Source organism: Oleiphilus sp. HI0067 (assembly GCF_001635735.1).
In genome coordinates this window covers 1-398 of record NZ_LWFI01000810.1, presented here as the reverse complement: position 1 = coordinate 398, position 398 = coordinate 1, and the positions used below count along the sequence as shown (strand labels likewise).

Genomic DNA, 398 nt, shown 5'->3' with positions numbered 1-398 from the left:
CTCTCAGCACAACTTAATGTCTTTCCCAGGCGGTAACACGTCTAACCAAATGGGCGGTTGGTTCCAGAAGGAAATCAAAACGCTAGATGACCTTCAAGGTCTTAAAATGCGTATCCCAGGTTTTGCTGGTGAAGTGCTTGCAAAGCTCGGTGCGAAACCGACGAATATCCCACCGGGAGAGCTCTATACAGCACTTGAACGAGGCACTATTGATGCGCTTGAGTGGGTAGGTCCATCTCTCGATTTGCGCATGGGCTTCCATAAAATCGCACCTTACTATTATACCGGTTGGCATGAGCCTGGTGCTGAATTGCAGTTCTTAGTGAATCGTAAAACTTTTGAAGGTTTGCCGGCAGACCTGCAAGAAATATTGCGTATCGCCATGCGTACAGCAGCCT

At 48.2% G+C, this 398-nt stretch carries 1 protein-coding gene; it reads left to right on the top strand.

The features are described 5' to 3' along the window. On the top strand, nucleotides 1-398 hold a 398-nt coding region (gene dctP, locus A3739_RS08665; RefSeq protein ID WP_197472217.1), incomplete at both ends, for a TRAP transporter substrate-binding protein DctP.